General features: G+C 68.4%; 16 protein-coding genes, 1 tRNA gene and 1 riboswitch. Of the genes, 13 read left to right on the top strand and 4 right to left on the bottom strand.

Annotated features, from left to right (window positions below):
• Positions 1–89 precede the first annotated feature (89 nt).
• From H0X90_RS13350 to H0X90_RS13325, 6 genes are all read left to right on the top strand, one after another.
• Positions 90–602: a disulfide bond formation protein B gene (locus H0X90_RS13350; RefSeq protein ID WP_006489750.1), complete on the top strand. Its 513-nt coding sequence runs from the start codon at positions 90–92 to the stop codon at positions 600–602.
• A gap of 624 nt (positions 603–1226) precedes the next feature.
• Entirely contained in the window at positions 1227–2231 is a 1005-nt protein-coding gene (xdhC, locus tag H0X90_RS13345) for a xanthine dehydrogenase accessory protein XdhC (protein WP_077190905.1), read from the top strand.
• An 18-nt stretch (positions 2232–2249) separates the two neighbouring features.
• The gene (locus H0X90_RS13340) at positions 2250–3275 is read left to right on the top strand and encodes an adenosine deaminase (protein WP_006482041.1); all 1026 of its coding nucleotides are present in this window, start codon (positions 2250–2252) and stop codon (positions 3273–3275) included.
• Positions 3276–3302: 27 nt separating this feature from the next.
• Entirely contained in the window at positions 3303–3650 is a 348-nt protein-coding gene (locus H0X90_RS13335; RefSeq protein WP_069352412.1) for a hypothetical protein, read from the top strand.
• Complete coding sequence (gene guaD / locus H0X90_RS13330) at positions 3647–4966, top strand: guanine deaminase (protein ID WP_062884693.1); 1320 nt, start codon at positions 3647–3649, stop codon at positions 4964–4966. The genes H0X90_RS13335 and guaD overlap by 4 nt, the downstream gene beginning before the upstream one ends.
• 126 nt (positions 4967–5092) lie before the next feature.
• Positions 5093–5233: riboswitch (yybP-ykoY riboswitch) on the top strand.
• A 78-nt stretch (positions 5234–5311) separates the two neighbouring features.
• On the top strand, positions 5312–5884 hold the full coding sequence (locus H0X90_RS13325; RefSeq protein ID WP_006482044.1) for a TMEM165/GDT1 family protein: 573 nt from the start codon (positions 5312–5314) through the stop codon (positions 5882–5884).
• A 54-nt stretch (positions 5885–5938) separates the two neighbouring features.
• Here H0X90_RS13325 and H0X90_RS13320 read toward each other — a convergent pair whose 3' ends face one another.
• Positions 5939–6646 carry a DUF4136 domain-containing protein gene (locus tag H0X90_RS13320; RefSeq protein WP_012492880.1) on the bottom strand — a complete coding sequence of 236 codons (708 nt, stop codon included), beginning with the start codon at positions 6644–6646 and terminating at the stop codon, positions 5939–5941.
• A 187-nt stretch (positions 6647–6833) separates the two neighbouring features.
• Here H0X90_RS13320 and pepN point away from each other — a divergent pair, with 187 nt between their 5' ends.
• From pepN to H0X90_RS13285, 7 genes are all read left to right on the top strand, one after another.
• The gene (pepN, locus tag H0X90_RS13315) at positions 6834–9527 is read left to right on the top strand and encodes an aminopeptidase N (protein ID WP_062910909.1); all 2694 of its coding nucleotides are present in this window, start codon (positions 6834–6836) and stop codon (positions 9525–9527) included.
• 282 nt (positions 9528–9809) lie between these two features.
• Positions 9810–10823 (top strand): class 1 fructose-bisphosphatase, encoded by a 1014-nt coding sequence (locus tag H0X90_RS13310; RefSeq protein WP_006485729.1) that lies wholly within the window; start codon positions 9810–9812, stop codon positions 10821–10823.
• 206 nt (positions 10824–11029) lie between these two features.
• Positions 11030–11105, top strand: a tRNA-Thr gene (locus H0X90_RS13305).
• A gap of 169 nt (positions 11106–11274) precedes the next feature.
• Entirely contained in the window at positions 11275–12084 is an 810-nt protein-coding gene (locus H0X90_RS13300; RefSeq protein ID WP_006485728.1) for a LuxR C-terminal-related transcriptional regulator, read from the top strand.
• A gap of 153 nt (positions 12085–12237) precedes the next feature.
• On the top strand, positions 12238–13980 hold the full coding sequence (locus H0X90_RS13295) for an FAD-dependent oxidoreductase (protein ID WP_077190906.1): 1743 nt from the start codon (positions 12238–12240) through the stop codon (positions 13978–13980).
• On the top strand, positions 13977–14189 hold the full coding sequence (locus tag H0X90_RS13290; RefSeq protein ID WP_059721553.1) for a hypothetical protein: 213 nt from the start codon (positions 13977–13979) through the stop codon (positions 14187–14189). The genes H0X90_RS13295 and H0X90_RS13290 overlap by 4 nt, the downstream gene beginning before the upstream one ends.
• A gap of 263 nt (positions 14190–14452) precedes the next feature.
• Complete coding sequence (locus H0X90_RS13285; RefSeq protein WP_006476609.1) at positions 14453–14707, top strand: GlsB/YeaQ/YmgE family stress response membrane protein; 255 nt, start codon at positions 14453–14455, stop codon at positions 14705–14707.
• Between the two features lie 80 nt (positions 14708–14787).
• Here H0X90_RS13285 and H0X90_RS13280 read toward each other — a convergent pair whose 3' ends face one another.
• Genes H0X90_RS13280 through H0X90_RS13270 form a run of 3 tightly spaced genes read right to left on the bottom strand, consistent with a single transcriptional unit; the run spans position 14788 to position 18889 of the window.
• Positions 14788–15273, bottom strand: a complete 486-nt coding sequence (locus tag H0X90_RS13280) for a TlpA disulfide reductase family protein (protein WP_006496569.1) — start codon at positions 15271–15273, stop codon at positions 14788–14790.
• The gene (locus H0X90_RS13275) at positions 15270–16538 is read right to left on the bottom strand and encodes an exo-alpha-sialidase (protein ID WP_077190908.1); all 1269 of its coding nucleotides are present in this window, start codon (positions 16536–16538) and stop codon (positions 15270–15272) included. Before H0X90_RS13275 ends, H0X90_RS13280 begins: the two co-directional genes overlap by 4 nt.
• Positions 16526–18889 (bottom strand): TonB-dependent receptor, encoded by a 2364-nt coding sequence (locus H0X90_RS13270; protein ID WP_077190909.1) that lies wholly within the window; start codon positions 18887–18889, stop codon positions 16526–16528. Before H0X90_RS13270 ends, H0X90_RS13275 begins: the two co-directional genes overlap by 13 nt.
• Positions 18890–18950: the final 61 nt, after the last annotated feature.

Genomic DNA, 18950 nt, shown 5'->3' with positions numbered 1-18950 from the left:
CGCACGCGCGCTGTCAGTTTCGTGCCAGACCGTTCGCGCTAAAATCGCGCGATTGTTTTCCGGACCGACCGACGAGGAACCCCGCCGACATGAACGACTACACGCTTGCACTACGCCGCGAACGCCGCCTGCTGATGCTGCTCGGATGGGTGTGCATCGCCCTGCTGGCCGGCGCGCTGTACCTGCAGTACGTGAAGAACGAAGACCCGTGCCCGCTGTGCATCATCCAGCGCTACTTCTTCTGCGCGATCGGGATCTTCGCGTTCCTGGCTGCCGGGATCCGCAACTGGCGCGGCGTCTGGGTACTCGAGCTGCTGATCGCGATCGCCGCGGCCGGCGGTGTCGGCACGGCCGCACGGCACCTGTCGATCCAGATGAATCCGGGCTTCAGCTGCGGCTTCGACACGCTGCAGCCGATCGTCGACAGCCTGCCGCCCGCGCAGTGGTTCCCCGGCATGTTCAAGGTCGCCGGGCTGTGCGAGACCGTCTACCCGCCGATCTTCGGCATCCTGCTGCCCGGCTGGGCGCTGATCGGCTTCGCCGTGATCCTGGTCGCGGTCGTCGCGAGCCTCTGGCGCCATCGCCGCAAGCTCGCGGGCTGACCGGCCGGCCGCGTTTTGGCCCATGGCCTGCGCGGCCCCGCCGAACGGGCCGCGCGCCGCCGGCAAGTCGTCACCCGGCTGCAGCCGACGCCTCCGGCGGCCCTGCCCGGCCGCCGCGCGTAAACACCTACCCCGCCGTCGCCTGGATTTCCGGGCGAACGCGTGTCGCGCGATTGCCGCGCCCCCGCCCCGCCACGCATGCGTTTCGGCCCGATGTGCATGCATCGTCCCCCGATCCCGCGCGGCGGGCCTATGATCGACATGATCGCCTCCTGATAGCCCGGATCACCGCCCGGCCATGTTCCGGCCGCGTGGCGGTGCTATCTTCGGGACTGGATGGCGATCTACGTGCGCGAGGCCAGGCGGTCTCACCGCTCCCTGCGTAACGCGCGCCCGATCCGCAATGTCGACTGGATTCATCATGACAACGCAAACCATCCGCATCCGTCACCCTCATGGCGTCCGCGCGTCCGGCGGCGCCGTACGCGCACGCCGTCAGTCCGCGGCCACCGCACGGCATCGGCCCTGCAGCCGGCCGGCCCCGCTCCCGTCCGTCCTCGTTGCCGCCGCGCCCGCCAGCCCGCGCCGCGTGTCGTGCCGCGTCGTCCCGAACGGAGCGTGCTGATGGAAGCCTGGCTCGGCGATCTGCAGCAACTGCTCGCGCACGGCGAAGCGGCCGTGCTCGTGACGGTCGCGCACACCGACGGCTCCGCGCCGCGCGAAGCCGGCACCAAGATGCTCGTCACGCGCGACACGGCCCGCCATACGATCGGCGGCGGTCATCTGGAATGGAAGGCGATCGAGATCGCGCGGCACCTGCTGAAGGACGGCGCGCACGTGCCGCACGCCCGCCGGCTCGAGCGGCTCGCGCTCGGCCCGAGTCTCGGCCAGTGCTGCGGCGGCGCCGTGGTGCTCGCGTTCGAGCGGCTCGACGTCGGCGATCTCGGCTGGATCATGTCGCTCGCGAAGCGCGTCGCGGCCGGCGCCGCGACCGTGCGTAGCGTATCATTCGGCCCCTCGCCGGGCGCGCCGCTGTTGAGCGAGCCCGAATCGGAAGCCGCGCGTGCCGACTGCCTGCTGTGGGAAACCGGCGGCGTATCGCTGATGACCGAGACGATCGCGCCGTATGCGTTCCCCGTCGTGCTGTTCGGCGCCGGGCACATCGGCACCGCGCTCGTGAAGGTGCTGGCGACGCTGCCGTGCCAGGTGCGCTGGATCGACGGGCCCGATGCGGTGTTCCCGCCGGCCGACGCGCTCGCGGATATCGGCAACCTCGTGATCGACGCGGCTGCGTCCCCGGCGGACGCGGTCGACGCCGCGCCGCCGCAGTCCTACTTCGTCGTGATGACGCACGACCATGCACTCGATTTCGTGCTGGCCGAGCGCATCCTGCGACGCGGCGACTATGCGTACTTCGGGATGACCGGCTCGCACACGAAGCGCGTGCAGTTCGATCACCGGCTCGCCGCGATCGGCATCGACCCGGCCCAGGTCGCGCGGATGCGCTGCCCGATCGGTGTCGAAGGCATCATCGACAAGGCGCCCGAAGTGATTGCGATCTCGGTGGCCGCGCAGTTGCTGCAGGCCGTCGAGGCGAATGCGTCCGCGCAGGCTTCCCCTACCTACTGACCGACCAAGAACGACGCCATGACCCCGACATTCAAGGACAAGATTGCCCGCGCGCCGAAAGCGGAGCTGCACATCCACATCGAAGGCTCGCTCGAGCCCGAACTGATCTTCGCGCTCGCGCAGCGCAACGGCGTGAAGCTCGCTTACGACTCGATCGATGCGCTGCGCGCCGCGTATGCGTTCACCGACCTGCAATCGTTCCTCGACATCTACTACGCCGGCGCGAGCGTGCTGCTCACCGAGCAGGATTTCTACGACATGACGGCCGCGTACTGCGAACGCGCGCTCGCCGACAACGTCGTCCACACCGAACTGTTCTTCGACCCGCAGACGCACACCGAGCGCGGCGTGCCGATCGAGACGGTCGTCGCGGGCATCGAGCGCGCGCTCGCCGATGCCGAACGACGCGGGCTGTCGAGCAAGCTGATCCTGTGCTTCCTGCGCCACCTGTCGGAAGAGGACGCGCTCGCGACGTTCGAATCCGCGTTGCCGCTGTTCGAACGCTATCGTCATCGCCTGATCGGCGTGGGCCTCGATTCGTCCGAGCTCGGCCATCCGCCGACGAAGTTCGCGCGCGTGTTCGAGAAGGCCCGCGCACTCGGGCTGAAGCTCGTCGCGCATGCGGGCGAGGAAGGCCCGCCCGCCTACATCTACGAAGCGCTCGACGTGCTGAAGGTCGACCGGATCGACCACGGCGTGCGCAGCATCGAGGATGCCGCGCTCGTCGAACGCCTCGCCCGATCGCGCACGGCGCTCACCGTCTGCCCGCTGTCGAACCTGAAGCTGTGCGTGTTCGACGACATGGCGAAGCACACGCTGAAGGCGCTGCTCGACCGCGGCGTCGCGGTGACGATCAACTCCGACGATCCGGCCTATTTCGGCGGCTACGTCAATGAAAACTACTTCGCGACGGCCGAAGGGCTGCAACTCACGGATGCCGAAGTCCATGCGGTGATCCGCAACGGCTTCGAGGCGTCGTTCATCGAACCGGCGCAGCGCGACGCACTGTACGCGCGCCTCGACGCGTACTGGCAGGCGGCGTGACGGCCCGCATCGAGGAACGCTAGACAGATGAAACACGGCAACGGCATCCGCTTCGCGCTCACCGGTTCGGCCTGGCCCCGGGCCGGTGGGCTGCGTGCATGCGGCGCGACGGCGCCGTGTGTCGACGCTTGTGCGCACCGGCCGTCGCGGCTGGCCGTGCCGTTCGCCGCCGCACCGGATGCGGGTGCAACGGCCGCGAGGTGCGCGGGCAACCACTTGCGGGCGGCTTCGGCCGCCACGTTCGCCCATGCCATCGCCGCCGGCCGCGCCGCACGCCGCGTGCCGCTGCCGCTCGCGACGCACCGTCCCGCCGCCGTGCTGCGCCGATCGCTTTCTTCTGTTCGCCTTACCTTGATGCAGGACCATTCGTCATGACGCAAACCGCTTTCCGTTCCCAGCTGCTGACCTTCAACGGCGACCCGGCGCAATCGAGCCAGGCCGCGAACCACGAGACCGACGGGCTCCTGATCGTCGACGACGGCAAGGTCGTCGCGATCGGCCCGTATGCGGCGCTCGCCGCGACGCTCGCGCGCGATGCGGTGGTCCACGACCTGCGCGACAAGCTGATCGTGCCCGGCTTCATCGACACGCACATCCACTATCCGCAGACGGACATGATCGCGTCGCCGGCGCCGGGCCTGTTGCCGTGGCTCGACAAGTACACGTTCCCGACCGAGCGCCAGTTCGGCGACCCCGAGCATGCGCGTGAAGTCGCCGACTTCTTCGTCGACGAACTGCTTGCGTGCGGCACGACGAGCGCACTCGTCTACTGCACGGTGCACAAGCAATCGGCCGATGCGCTGTTCGCCGCAAGCGACGCGCGCGACCTGCGGATGATCGCGGGCAAGGTGCTGATGGACCGCAACTGCCCCGAATTCCTGCGCGACACCGCGCAGTCGGGCTATGACGACAGCGCCGAGCTGATCGACCGCTGGCACGGCAAGGGCCGCCAGATGTACGCGCTCACGCCGCGCTTCGCGCCGACGTCGACCGAGGCGCAGCTCGAGGCGTGCGGCGAACTCGCGCGCCGCCATCCGGACGTGTTCGTGCAGAGCCACGTCGCGGAAAACGTCGACGAGGTGAAATGGGTGGCCGAGCTGTTCCCCGGCCATCGCAGCTATCTCGACATCTACGACCGCTACGGGCTGCTGCGTCCGCGCGCGGTGTACGGTCACTGCATCCACCTCGACGACGAGGATCGCCGCCGGATGGCCGAGACGCGCACCGTCGTCGCGCACTGCCCGACGTCGAACTTCTTCCTCGGCAGCGGGCTGTTCGACTTCGACAAGGCCGGCGAACACGACGTGCCCGTCACGCTCGCGACCGACGTCGGCGGCGGCACGTCGTTCTCGATGCTGCAGACGATGAACGAGGCGCACAAGGTCGCGCGGCTGTCGGGCCACCACCTGACCGCCACGCGGATGTTCTGGCTCGCGACGGCCGGCGCCGCGCAGGCGCTCGACCTCGCCGACACGGTCGGCACGCTCAAGCCGCGCACCGAAGCCGACTTCGTCGTGCTCGATCCGCAGGCGACGCCGCTGCTCGCGCGCCGTACGAAGCGCGCGGAGTCGCTCGAGGAACTGCTGTTCGCGTTCGCGCTGCTCGGCGACGACCGCGCGGTATACCGCACCTACGCGGCCGGCGAACTCGTGCACGAACGCGGCGCCGCGCGCCGCCCGGCCGCCGCGTAACGACCCGCGGCCGGCACGTTCCGACACGCGCGGCAGCTTCGCCGCCGTGCATGTCGGCAATCGAAGCCGCTTCAGTGCGCCGCACGGCGGCCCGGCTGCTTTCCGGCGCGCAACGCGCCGTGCTAGAATGCGCCGCTCATTGGGGAGTAGCCGCTCCGCTCGATGTCCCGCGCCCCCGGCGTGCATCGTGACGGAGGCGTCCGTCAACAGACTTGGCCGTTCGGCCATGGCGGACGCAGCCACGTTGGCCTGGCGAGACCGATGGTTCACTGCGCGCCGCATCAGGGCCCGGCGCGCGGTGGATCGTCGCTCGCACGCACAACAACGGCCCGCGGAACCCCATTCGTGTCTCAAGCCTTCCTGATCTCCACCGGCGCCGTCGCCCTCGCTGAAATCGGCGACAAGACCCAACTGCTTTCCCTCGTGCTGGCCGCGCGCTATCGCAAGCCGGTGCCGATCATTCTCGGCGTGCTCGTCGCGACGCTCGTCAACCATGGTTTCGCCGGCGCGCTCGGCGAATGGCTGGGCGCGCTCGTCACGCCGTCGATCATGCGCTGGGCGCTCGCGTTCTCGTTCATCGCGATGGGGCTGTGGATTCTCGTACCGGACAAGCTCGACGAGGACGAAGCCAATGCGACCCGCTCGCGGCTCGGCGTGTTCGGCGCGACGCTCGTCGCGTTCTTCCTCGCGGAAATGGGCGACAAGACGCAGATCGCGACCGTCGCGCTGGCCGCGCGCTTCCAGGACTACATCGGTGTCGTGGCCGGCACGACGTTCGGGATGATGCTCGCGAACGTGCCGGCGATCCTGCTCGGCGACCGCTTCGCGCATCGTCTGCCGACGAAGCTCGTGCACGGGATCGCAGCTGTGCTGTTCGTCGTGCTCGGCGCGCTGGCGCTGCTGGGTATCGGGGTCTGACGGAAAGGAAGGTGGCTGGCGCGGCCGGGCGGCCGCGCCGGAGTGGATGCCGCTTTACTTCGCGACGGCCGCACCCGAGGCGGGCGCCGCCGGCACCGCGCGCTCGTTGGCGGCCGGCGCCGCCGGCCCGCCGCGCTTGTCGACCGGCAGCCGAACCGAGCGGACCGCGCCGTTCGACAACGGGAAATCGGCGAGCGCGCTGCGCGCGAGGAACGGCATCGCGTACAGCAGCGTGCCGTTGTCGCCGGTCGTGCGCGCGGACACGTTGTAGACCTCCTTGCCGGTCGCGCGCTCGGTGATGCGGATACCGAGCATGTAGTCGAACACCTGGTACGTCTGCGCGACATAGCCGGCCGGCATCGGCCCCCAGGGCCCCCACGGGCCCCAGGGATTCCACGGCCCGCGCCGCCAGTACGGCCCGGGCGCGAACCACGGATCGTAGTAGACCGGCTGCGGCACCGTCACGAGATCGCTGCCGACCGCATAGGTCAGCCCGACGAGATAGCGGGCCTGCGACTGCGGCACCTGCCGGAACGCGTACGCGGACAGCTCGTTCGCGACGATCGGCTCGTAGGTCGACTGCTCGATGCTGTTCTTCTGCGCGTCCGTGCGCGTGAACGCATAGGTGCGCGTCGCGTCGCTGCCGCTCCAGTCGGAGAAGGCCGTGACCTGGGTGGTCACGTAGCTGGTGCAGCCGGTCAGCAGCGCGACGCACAGCGCCGCCGCCCAGCCCGCACCGCGAAAAATCCAATCGCGTTTCATGTTGATCCTCGTCGATCCGTCACCCGTTCGTCGCACCGCGCGAACCACAACGGGATGCCGATAATACGCGGACTGGCGGAAGCGGTAAAAAGTTCGCCCGACACGCAGCCGCAAGCCTTTGTACAATGGCCCGGTTCGCCTGGCCCGCGCGACGGGCCCGTCCCCCACTCCACCGATCTCGACGACCATGTCCGACAACGCCTCCTCCACCGTGATCCGCCGCGCCGACTACACGCCGCCGGCCTTCCTCATCGATTCCGTCGCACTCGAATTCGATCTCGCGCCGGCCCGCACGATCGTCAGGAATACGATGCGCGTGCGCCGCAATCCGGATGCCGCGCCCGCGCCGCACCTGGAACTGATGGGCGAGGCGCTCGAATTCCTCGGCGCGCGGCTGGATGGCGCACCGCACGGCGCGGTGCGCGCGCACGAGCACGGGCTGACCGTCGAGAACGTACCCGACACGTTCGAGCTGACGCTCGAAAGCGCGTGCGCCCCCGACCAGAATACGACGCTGTCGGGCCTCTACGTGTCGAGCGGCAACTTCTTCACGCAGTGCGAAGCCGAAGGCTTTCGCCGCATCACCTACTTCCTCGACCGCCCCGACGTGATGGCGTCGTACGTCGTCACGTTGCGTGCCGACAAGGCCGCGTACCCGGTGCTGCTGTCGAACGGCAACCTCGTCGATTCGGGCGACCTGCCCGACGGCCGCCACTTCGCGAAATGGGAAGACCCGTTCCGCAAGCCGAGCTATCTGTTCGCGCTGGTCGCGGGCAAGCTCGTCGCGATCGAGGAAACGATCACCACCGGCTCCGGCAAGGAAAAGCTGCTGCAGGTGTGGGTCGAACCGGCCGATCTCGACAAGACGCGTCACGCGATGGATTCGCTGATCCACTCGATCCGCTGGGACGAAAAGCGCTTCGGCCTCGAGCTCGATCTCGACCGCTTCATGATCGTCGCGGTCGGCGACTTCAACATGGGCGCGATGGAGAACAAGGGGCTCAACATCTTCAACACGAAGTACGTGCTGGCGAACCCCGAGACCGCGACCGACACCGATTTCGCGAACATCGAGTCGGTGGTCGGCCACGAGTACTTCCACAACTGGACCGGCAACCGCGTGACCTGCCGCGACTGGTTCCAGTTGAGCCTGAAGGAAGGCCTGACGGTGTTCCGCGACCAGGAGTTCTCGGCCGACATGGCCGCGGGCGACGCGGTCGAATCGGCGGCCCGCGCGGTCAAGCGCATCGAGGACGTGCGCGTGCTGCGCCAGCTGCAGTTCGCGGAGGACGCGGGCCCGATGGCGCACCCGGTGCGCCCGGAGAGCTACGTCGAGATCAACAACTTCTACACGATGACGGTCTACGAGAAAGGCTCGGAAGTCGTGCGGATGTACCAGACGCTGTTCGGCCGCGACGGCTTCCGCAAGGGGATGGACCTCTACTTCAAGCGCCACGACGGCCACGCGGTGACCTGCGATGACTTCCGTCACGCGATGGCCGACGCGAACGGACGCGACCTCGCGCAGTTCGAGCGCTGGTACAGCCAGGCCGGCACGCCGCGCGTGTCGGTGCGCACCGCGTACGACGCGGCCGCACGCCGCTATACGGTCACGCTCGCGCAGGGCTACGGCGACGCGTCGCCGGCCGCGCGCGAAACGCAGCAGGGGCCGCTCCTGATCCCGTTCGCGATCGGCCTGATCGGCCGCGACGGCCGTGACCTGCCGCTGCGTCTCGACGGCGAAGCCGCTGCATCGGGCACGACGCGCGTGCTGGAGTTCACCGACACCGAGCAGACCTTCACGTTCGTCGACGTGCCGGAAGCGCCGCTGCCGTCGCTGCTGCGCAACTTCTCGTCGCCGGTGATCGTCGAGTACGACTACAGCGACGACGATCTCGCGTTCCTGCTCGCGCACGACAGCGATCCGTTCAACCGCTGGGAGGCCGGCCAGCGCCTCGCGACGCGCGCGCTGCTGACGCTCGCCGCGCGGGCGGCCGCCAACGCGTCGCTCACGCTCGGCGAGAACTTCGTCGCCGCGTTCCGCCGCGTATTGACCGATGAAAGCCTGTCGCCGGCGTTCCGCGAACTCGCGCTGACCCTGCCGTCGGAAACCTATCTCGCCGATCAGATGGCCGAGGCCGATCCGGCCGCCGTGCATCGCGCGCGCCAGTTCGTGCGCCGCCAGCTCGCAACCGCGCTGCGCGCCGACTGGCTCGCTACGTACGAGCAGCACCAGACGCCCGGCGCCTACGAGCCGACGCCTGAAGCCTCGGGCCGCCGCGCGCTGAAGAACCTCGCGCTCGCGTATCTGGCCGAACTCGACGATCCGGCCGATGCGGTACGCCTCGCCACGGCCCAGTACGACGCGGCGAACAACATGACCGATCGCGCGGCTGCGCTCGGCGCGCTGCTGTCCGCGGCCGCCGCGGGCGCGAACGGGCCGGCCGAGCACGCGCTCGACGACTTCTACCGCCGCTTCGAGAAGGAAGCGCTCGTGATCGACAAGTGGTTCGCGATGCAGGCGGCGCAACGCGGTACGCCCGCGCAGCCGACGCTCGCGAAGGTGCGCAAGCTGCTCGCGCACCCGGCGTTCAATCTGAAGAATCCGAACCGCGCGCGCTCGCTGATCTTCAGCTTCTGCGCGGCCAATCCCGCGCAATTCCATGCGGCGGACGGTTCGGGCTACGCGTTCTGGGCCGAACAGGTGCTCGCGCTCGACGCGATCAACCCGCAGGTCGCCGCACGCCTCGCGCGCTCGCTCGAACTGTGGCGCCGCTTCACGCCGGCGCTGCGCGACCGGATGCGCGAAGCGCTCGAACAGGTCGCGGCCGGCGCGAAATCGCGTGACGTGCGCGAGATCGTCGAGAAGGCGCTCGCGTAACTTGCGCGTTCGACCTGTCGCGTCCGCGCGATCGAGCCGGTGCCGCCTCACGCGGCGCCGGCTTTTTTATTGCACGAGCACGGCTGCAACCGCACGCGCTCGCGGGGTCGGACCGCTCGGGCGGCCTCCGCGGCGAGGCGCACCCCGCCCGGCGTCGCCGCCCGATACCGCGCCGCTTCGGGCACCCGGCCATGTAACCGGACGAAAAAAGCCGGCGGCACCGGAGGCGCGACGGGTAAAATTGCGGCCATTCAAGGATTCTTTGGCCTTTCGGAGTCTGTCATGTCCATTGCCCGCCGCACCACGCTGTCGAAGTTCCTGATCGAACAGCAACGTGAGACCAACAACCTCCCCGCCGACCTGCGCCTGCTGATCGAAGTCGTCGCCCGCGCGTGCAAGGCGATCAGCTACAACGTGTCGAAGGGCGCGCTCGGCGAAGCGCTCGGCACCGCCGGCAGCGAGAACGTCCAGGGCGAAGTGCAGAAGAAGCTCGACATCCTGTCGAACGAAATCCTGCTCGACGCGAACGAATGGGGTGGCAACCTCGCCGCGATGGCGTCGGAAGAAATGGAAACGTTCTTCCCGATCCCGGCGAACTACCCGCGCGGCGAATACCTGCTCGTGTTCGATCCGCTCGACGGCTCGTCGAACATCGACGTGAACGTGTCGATCGGCACGATCTTCTCGGTGCTGCGCTGCCCGGACGGCAAGCAGGCGACCGAGGAATCGTTCCTGCAACCCGGCACGCAGCAGGTCGCGGCCGGCTACGCCGTCTACGGCCCGCAGACGGTGTTCGTGCTGACGACCGGCAACGGCGTGAACTGCTTCACGCTCGACCGCGAAGTCGGCTCGTGGGTGCTCACGCAGAGCAACATGCAGATCCCGGCCGACACGCGCGAATACGCGATCAACGCATCGAACGCGCGCCACTGGTACGACCCGGTCAAGCGCTACGTCGACGAGCTGAACGCCGGCAAGGACGGCCCGCGCGGCGACAACTTCAACATGCGCTGGATCGCGTCGATGGTGGCCGACGTGCACCGGATCCTGAATCGCGGCGGCATCTTCATGTACCCGGCCGACAAGCGCACGCCCGATCGTCCGGGCAAGCTGCGCCTGATGTACGAAGCGAACCCGATGTCGTTCATCGTCGAACAGGCAGGCGGCGCCGCGACGACCGGCACGCAGCGCATCATGGAAGTTCAGCCGACCGGCCTGCACCAGCGCGTGCCCGTGTTCCTCGGTTCGAAGAACGAAGTCGAGCGCGTGACCGGCTATCACGACGAAGCAAAATAATTGCACTGCAGCACTGGACGAGGGTGCGAGACATCAGTACAATCGCGCCTTCGCGATGTGGCCCTAACGGGTTGCATCGCAGTGAAGTGAAAGCGGAAAGTCCGCCGGATCGAGGGTTTCGCGAAGCAGCCGCAGCAAGCTGAAAAAATTTCGCAAAACCTATTGCCAAGATCGCGGATTTCACCATATAATTTCATTTCTCTGCTGCCGGTGTAGCTCAGTTGGTAGAGCAGCGCATTCGTAATGCGAAGGTCGTAGGTTCGACTCCTATCTCCGGCACCAAGACATAAAGGTCTGACAAGCGTCGCTTGTCAGACCTTTTCTCTTTTCCGGCGCCGAAATCGTGCGCCCGTCCGCTTTCCGACTCACCCTCGTTTGCGGGCATCTCCCGACTCCCGCGCCGCGTCCCGCCGATTACAATCGCCGGACCATTCCGCCCTCTCCCCGCACCATGCGCACCTGGCGTCTCGAGCGACCGACTTTCTCCGCGCAACTGGACGTGTCCCGCGCGACGCGCCTCGTCGCCGCGATCGGCGGCAACGAGCCCGACGCGTTCGCCGGCGAAATCCTGAGGCTGTTCGACGATGCACTGTCGATCACGCAGTGCACGATCTTCGCGTACGAGTTCGGCAACCGCCCGCGCACGCTGTCCGTCGCCGATCATCGCGGCGGCCGCTATCTGCGCGACGTCGCCGACACGTACGCGCGACACTTCTACGCACTCGACGGCAACCAGCCGATCGTCTCGGCCGCCCGGCGCGGCACGCACCGGCACGGCGTGCTGCTGCACCAGCAGGCCGGCGACGAGATCGATCACGAAGCGTATCGCGCGGCGTGCTATCGCGGCCCCGACGTGTCCGACCGGCTCGCGTTGCTGATGCAGCCCGACGATGCAACCTGGCTGTCGATCAACCTGTATCGCGCGCATCGCAGCGGCGCATTCCAGCCGCGCGAGATCGCGACGATCGAGGCGCTCGCGCCGCTGATCGCGCAGGCCGCCAAGCATCACTACGCGCTGGCCGGCGCGGCGCAGATCGGCATCCCGCAACGCATGCTCGCGCGACTGCGCCATGCGTGCCCGGCATTGTCGAAGCGCGAACTCGACGTGTTGCGCGGCGTGCTCGAAGGCCAGACCGCGCATGACATCGGCGAGACGATGGGCGTAAAGGCGTCGAGCGTCGTGACCTACCAGAAACGCGCGTATCGGCGCCTCGGCATTTCGAGCCAGCGAGAACTGTTCGCGCTGTGCATGCAGCCCTGAAACGCGTCGGCTCGCACCGGGCGTAGCGCGACCGCCGCCGTACCCGAAATGGGGACAACGGCGGCACGACCGGCTTCCATACTGGATCGACCAGCTGCCCACATCGCTTCACCGATGCGGGCACGTCGAACCGGACCACCCTGGAAGCCAACGATGGATATCGACTTCAAGCCCTACCCGTTCGTCGCCGAGCGCCATCCCGCGCATCTGCCGGAGCGTGACGGCGGCATCGACACGCGCCGGCATCGCGTCGCGATCGTCGGCGGCGGCCCCGTGGGCCTCGCCGTCGCGCTCGGCCTCGCGAATCACGGCATCCGCAGCGTGCTGATCGAAGCCGACGATTCGGTCTGCCACGGCAGCCGCGCCATCTGCATCTCGCGCCGCAGCCTCGAGATCGTCGAGCGGCTCGGCGCGCTCGACGATTTCCTGCGCACGGGGCTGCCATGGACCGGCGGCCGCAGTTTCTACCGGCGCGACGAAGTGCTGCATTTCACGATGCCGCAGGACGCGAACCAGAAGCTGCCGCCGATGGTGAATCTCGCGCAATATCACATCGAACAATTCCTGCTCGATGCCGCGCTGCGCCAGCCCGACCTGATCGAGATCCGCTGGCAGACGAAGGTGACCGGCGTGACGCGGCTGCCGGACGGTGTGCGCATCGACGTCGACACGCCGCTCGGCGGCTACGCATTCGATGCCGACTGGGTCGTTGCGTGCGACGGCGGCCGCAGCACGATGCGCGACGCGCTCGGCCTGTCGCTGCGCGGCACGACCTACGAGGGCCGCTATGTGATCGTCGACATCGCGCTCGACAGCGACCGGCCGACCGAACGCCTGGCCTACTTCGATCCGTCGTCGAATCCGGGCTCGACCGTGCTCGTCCACAAGCAGCCCGACAACGTATGGCGGATCGACTACCAGTTGCGTGACGACGAGGATCCCGCAGCGGCCGTGAAGCCGGAGAACGTGATCCCGCGCGTGCAGGACCTGCTCGACATGATGGGCGAGCGCGGCGCGTGGTCGCCCATCTGGATCACGATCTACAAGGCGAACGCGCTGACGCTCGAACGCTACCGGCACGACCGCGTGCTGTTCTGCGGCGATGCCGCACATCTCGTGCCGATCTTCGGCGTGCGCGGCGCGAATTCGGGCATCGACGATGCCGACAATGTCGCGTGGAAGCTCGCGTACGTGATCCGCGGCATCGCGTCGGACGCGCTGCTCGACAGCTACTCGGACGAGCGCGTGTTCGCGGCGCACGAGAACCTGCGCTACGGCTCGAAGAGCACCGAGTTCATGGCGCCGCCGTCGTTTGCGTTCGCGCTGATGCGCAAGGCCGTGCTGACGCTCGCGGTGCGGCATCCTGCACTGCGTTCGCTGATCAACCCGCGCCAGACATCGGCCATCGCGTATGCCAGGTCGCCGCTCAACACGGCCGAACGCGACACCTTCGCGGCCGGCCCGGCGCCCGGCACGGTGCTCCCCGAGTGTCCGTTGACGCTGTACGGGGCGCATGGCGACGATACGCACCGCGGCCACCTGACCGATCTCGTCGCGCCGCGCTTCACCGCGTTCTGCTTCACGGCGGACGGCGTGCCCGATCCATCGCTCGCCGCGCTCGAGCCACGCCTGCAGGCAGCGCACATACCGTTCGCGCTCGTCACGCTCGCCCGGCATGCGGCGACCGTGCGGCATCCGGCCTGCCGCGGCCATGACGACGACGGGCGGCTGTTCGACATGTACGGCGCACGCGACGGCACCGTCTATCTCGTGCGTCCGGACGGGCACGTGCTCGGCCGCTGGCACGATGCGCGGGCCGACGACGTGAGCGCCGCACTCGATCGCGCGCTCCATCCGCACGCCTCGATCGAAACCGATCTTCAGGAGACCGCATGATGACGGACACCGAACGCGACACGCTCTACACCGCTCTGTGCCACACGATGACCCGGATCGGTGAAGCCGATGCGTCGCTCTTCCTCGCCCGTTTGGCGCTGCTGTCGATCGAGGCGATCGACGATGCCGCGACCGTCGCGCGACTGATCGCCGACGCAGCCGACGGACTGCCGGAGGCCACCCTGCCCACGACGACGCACGAGAGATAACGCGTTCGACCGATCAACCGCAGCGGCAACCCGATTCTTACAAATTCATTTCGCCATGCGTCTCGTGCGCACGAATCGTGCCGTACGCAGACAAATCACCTGGAAAATCTGCTTAAGGGTGCATAACATTACTTAACGATTCTGACCCGTCTATCGCGTTACATTGCGTGGGCGGCGCGGCGGTCGCAGCCGCTTTCAACCAGCTTGCGGCGCGCGGCGGCCGGTGCGCGGTCATTTCGACTCAACCCAAGGAGAGGACCACCATGACTCATGGCTTGATTATGTGGCTCATCATCGGCGCGATCGCCGGCTGGCTTGCCGGCTTGCTCGTGAAGGGCGGCGGCTTCGGGCTGATCGTCGACATCATCGTCGGGATTGTCGGCGCGGTGATCGGCGGCTGGCTTGCCGGGTTGCTCGGCATCAGCATCGGCAGCGGCTTCATCGGTTCGGTGATCGTCGCGGTCATCGGCGCGGTGATCCTGCTGTTCGTGATCCGGCTATTCAGGCGAGCGGCCTGACGTTTCTCTCCACGCGCCTTCGGGCGCGTTTTCGCATCGGGCCGGCGCGCGGCCGGTTCGCCGCGCGCCGGCCCGATGCGTCACCGCTTCGCGTGCTGCAGCCAGCCGTCGAGCACGTCGGCCGTCAGCAAGCCGCTGCGCGCGTCACGCACGCCCTCGCGCCCGATCCACACGGTGCGCGGCATCTCCCCTCGCCATCCCGCATCGAGCGCCGTTCGCAGCCGCTCGGGCATCGGCTCCGCGTTCGCATACTGCGCGACCTGCGGCGGCAGGTTCATCTGCGCCAGCGCCTGCGCGATCGCCGCACCGTTGTCGTCGTACGCATCCATCGCGACCATCGCGAGCTGCACGTCCGGATGACGGCGCTGCCACGCGACCAGATGCGCGGCGTTCTCGCGACAGTATCCGCAATCGAGCGACCAGATCTCGACCGCCAGCGGCCGCTCGCGCGCCGCCGCGTACAGGCGCGCGACGTCCGCCGCGCGCAACGGCTGCAATGCACCGCCGCCCGCCCATGCGGGCAGGCTCGCGAGCACGATGCCGAGCCATGCCATCAGCCGCTTCATTGCGCCCCCTCCACGGCGATCAGCCGATAGCCGTCGTTGCGCGTGCGCCACGACAGGTAGATGCGGCCCGCATCGTCGAGCAATTGCGGGTTGTCGCTCGCGCCCGCCGTCGACGCGATCACGCGCGGCACCGACCAGTGCTCGCCGCGGTCATCCGACCGACGCAGCTTGATCTGCATCGTGTCGCCGTCGAACGCCTTCCAAGCGAGCCACACGACGTCGCCGTGCGCGACGAGCGCCGCATGCGACGCCTGCTCGCCGGGCACCGCGGGATTCGCGCCGAATGCCCACGGTGTACCGCGCGGCTGGCCATCGGCGCCGATGCGCGAATAGAACACGTCGGCGCGACCGTCGACGACGCCGAACCACGCCACATGTCGCATGCCGTCCGGCGTGATCGCGAGCGCCGGCCCGTGTTCGGGGCACGCCTCGACGTGCCAGTTCGAGAACGTCGCGCGTATCGGCAGGACCGGCTCGGACGCCGATACGGGCAGCACCGCGAGCGCGTGATCGCGGATCTGCCCCGGGAACACGTTGCGCCACACGGCCTCGATGCGCCCGGCCGGATCGATCGCCATCGCGATCCGGCAGCATTCGCAGGTGTGGTCGGTCACCTTGCGCTCGGGGTCGAACGACGCGCCGCCGTCGCGTGACACCGCGTAGTAGACGGCCGCGCCTTCGTACGTCTGCCCGGCCGCCTTCGCCGCGACGAGATCACGCTTGTCGATCCATGCGATCGCGATGTTGCCGGCGGGATCGACGGCCATCATGTCGAAGCGGTGCGTGATCGCCTGCCGGTCGCGATGCACGGTCACGGGCACGCTCCACGTCGCGCCGCCGTCGAGCGAGCGCGAGAAGCGCACCATGCCGGTGTACGGCGCATCGAGCGGCATCGACCACGACACGTACACCGCGCGCCCGTCCGGGCTCGTCGCGAGCTTCGGGCGATTCTCGGCGCTCGTGTAGATCGGCTCGGGCATCGCATTGACGGTGACGGGCGCGGACAGCGTGCGCCCGGCGTCGTCGGAATGCGCGACGACGACATGCGCGCCTTCGACCCATGCGACCCACAGCCGATGACGCGTATCGAACGCGGCGCCCGTCGCGAGCGGCTGCTTCTGCTGCGCGGGCGTCGCCTGCATGCTCGTGTGCGCGGCGTGCGGATCGGCGGCTTTCGGCACGCTGGACGCATCATGCGCGCCGGCGGTCGAGAGCGCCGCGAGCCACAGCGCGCAGCCAGCCGCGAACGATCTCACAGCGACCATTTCAGTTCTCCATAGAAAGTGCGGCCCGGATACGGGTGGAACGTGTAGTAGCGGCGGTCCGTCAGGTTGTCGATGCCGGCCGACGCGGTCCAGTGACGATCGAAGCGGTAGCGTGCCTTCAGATCGACGACCGTGAACGAGCTCGTGCCGCCGTAGACGTCCGGATTCACGTCGCTGTTGTCGAGCGTGTTGTACTGGCGGCCCGAGTAGCGCACGCCGACGCTCGCGAGCCAGTGCTCGTCGAAGCGATACGACGCGAGCAGGTTCGCGCGCATGCGCGGAATGCGCGGGAAACGCGACCCGACGTAGGCCGGGTTCGCGGCGTCGGCAAGGATCTGCGCGTTGCTCGCCGACACGTTCGCGTCGAGGTTGAGCCCGCGCAGCCCGACGTTCTCGCCGCTGAACGCGAGCTCGATGCCACGCACGCGCACGCGGTCGACGTTCGAGATGTTGGTGACGGTCGTCGCGCCCGACGCCGTCGTCTGGCTGTAGATCGAGTCGCGCAGGTCGCTCTGGAACACGCTGGCGCGCACGACGCCGACGCCCACGTCGCGTTCGGCCGTGAAATCCCAGTCGATCGCCTTTTCGGGCCGCAGGTTCGGGTTGTTGTTGACGATCGCGTTGTTCGAAATCGTGCCCTGGAACAGCTCGCCGACCGTCGGAAACCGCGTGCCGGTCGCGAACGACAGCCGGAAGCGCCAGACCTCCGTCGCGTCCCACTGCAGCGCGACTTTCGGCGACAGCGCATTCGCGCTCCGGTCCGCATAGCCGAGCGTGCCTTTCGCATTGCCGAGCGCGCCGCCGTACGCATCCCAGCGCTCGTAGCGCAGCCCGAGCGTCGCGAGCCAGCCCGGCGCGAAGCGCCACGCGTCCTGCCCGAACAGCGCCTGCGTGCGCGTGTCGCCACGATAGACGCTCGCGAGCGACGTGGTCGGCCCGGCCAGCCAGTCGGCGGTGTTGTACGTGACGTTGCGCAGGAAGTAGTTGTCGTAGTGATAGCCGAACGTGAACGTATGGCCTTTCACTTCCGGCGCCTCGGCCTTCAGGTCGAGCGTGCGCCAGCCGGTGCCGTCGCCCTGGAACAGCGTGCCGGCCCCACCCTGCACGGTCGAGGCCGCGCGCAGCACGTCGCGCGACACGTCGTACGCGGATACCACGCCCGACAACCGCCAGCCGGAATCGAGCCGGCCGTTCAGCCCGAGCGCGTACAGCCAGTTCTCCTGGTCGCCGCGCTGCGGCGCGAACGCGTTCGGCGCGACGGTCATGTTCTGCCCGCCGATCGACACGTTGCCGCCGTAGACCGGATTGCCCGTCGCATCGCGCAGGAAGGTCTCGCCGTGCTGCCGGTAATGGTTCTCCCAATGCCCGAGCGTCAGCGTCGCATCGACGTGATCGGTGAACGCATAGCCCATCCGGACCGTCTCGTTGAGCTGCTCGGTCCGCTCGATCGTCTGCGCGCCGACGATGGTCCGCGGCTTGCCGTTGGGGCCGATGTCGGTCGCGGCGCCCGTCACGGGCACGGCGGCGCCCAGCCTCGGGTTGTAGGCCGATGCGGGGCTCGCATACTGCATCGGCTGGCCGTTGTTCTCCAGCCGGTCGAGCGACAGCGCGAACCAGAACCGGCCGACGCGGTTCGCGATCCGCGCGGTCTGGTGATTGCCGCCGAGGCTATCGGCAAAGCCGTAGCCGTCGTGGTAGCGCTGCGTGAAAAACTGCGTCGACAGCGACGCCTCGAGCTGTTCCGGGCGGCGCGTGGTGAGCAGCACGGTCGAGCCGATCGAATTGCCCGGATACAGCGCGGAAAAGGGGCCATAGAGCACGTCGACGCGCGCGATGTCGTCGGGCGGAATCAGCGACCAGCGCGGCGGGTACGCGTAGCTCGACCCGAGCAGGTTCGACAGCAGCACGCCGTCGGCATAGACGAGCCCGCGCGCGCTCTGCAGTTCGTTGAAGTCGCGGCCCGCGAAGATGCTGTTGCGGTCACCGATGTAGCGCTTGCGGACCATCAGGTTCGGCGCGTACTTCAGCGCGTCCTCGGTGGTGACGTTGGTGTGCGCATCGATCTGCTCGCGGGTGATCGACGTGACGACGGCCGGCGTATCCGGGTCGACCGGTTGCCGCTGCGCGGTCACGCTGACGGCGCTCAGCGTGTCGCCGGCCGGTGTGGCCGATGCCGCGACACCGGCGGAAGCCGGCGTGGCGGTGGCGGAACGATCGGCGCCGCCGCCGCGGGCGGCCTCGGCGCGCGCATCGTCGGTCGAAGCCGCGTGAGCGGCCGGCCATGCGAAAGCGGCCGCGCATGCGAGCGCGAGCCGGCCGCGCGACGGCCGCGCGGCAAAGGTAGACGACATGAGTGAATTCCTGAAAACGTGATCGGACGCCGCCGGACACGGGTGCGCGAGCCGCGCACGA

Source organism: Burkholderia sp. 9775_39 (assembly GCF_015712225.1).
Classification (GTDB): domain Bacteria; phylum Pseudomonadota; class Gammaproteobacteria; order Burkholderiales; family Burkholderiaceae; genus Burkholderia; species Burkholderia cenocepacia.
Note: the sequence above shows the minus strand (reverse complement) of the source record. Positions and strands in the feature narration are given on the sequence as shown.